This window comes from Staphylococcus sp. AS1337, from assembly GCF_051408735.1.
In the GTDB taxonomy this organism is placed as follows: domain Bacteria; phylum Bacillota; class Bacilli; order Staphylococcales; family Staphylococcaceae; genus Staphylococcus; species Staphylococcus xylosus_B.
Map to the genome: position 1 here is coordinate 1 of NZ_JBOIHZ010000023.1, position 306 is coordinate 306.

At 30.7% G+C, this 306-nt stretch carries 1 protein-coding gene; it reads right to left on the reverse strand.

The window, feature by feature from the left end:
* A partial coding sequence (locus ACSUE0_RS14560) for an SDR family NAD(P)-dependent oxidoreductase (RefSeq protein ID WP_392438794.1) occupies window positions 1–115 on the reverse strand: 115 nt, incomplete at its 3' end.
* Between the last annotated feature and the right edge of the window lie 191 nt (window positions 116–306).

A 306-nucleotide genomic window follows, 5' to 3' on the forward strand; every position in this document is an offset into this window, starting at 1 on the left:
TTCTTGCTGCTAATACTAATTTTGCGCCCTGTTGTGCTAATGATGTGGCGGTTGCTTTTCCTATACCACTTGATGCGCCCGTTATAAGGATAACTTTGTCTTTTATATTATTCATATTATACGCCTCCACTAATTAAATATATAATTAATGATAAACCTTGAACTACACTTTAGGTCAAATAAGGCAATCCTTGTTTATAATATCTGTACTAACGTTACGTGATAATTCATCATAAACACCTAATTTATAGTTAATCTGATCTAGACAATCTAACTTGCTTTTAATTTCATTTTTTATACTTTCCT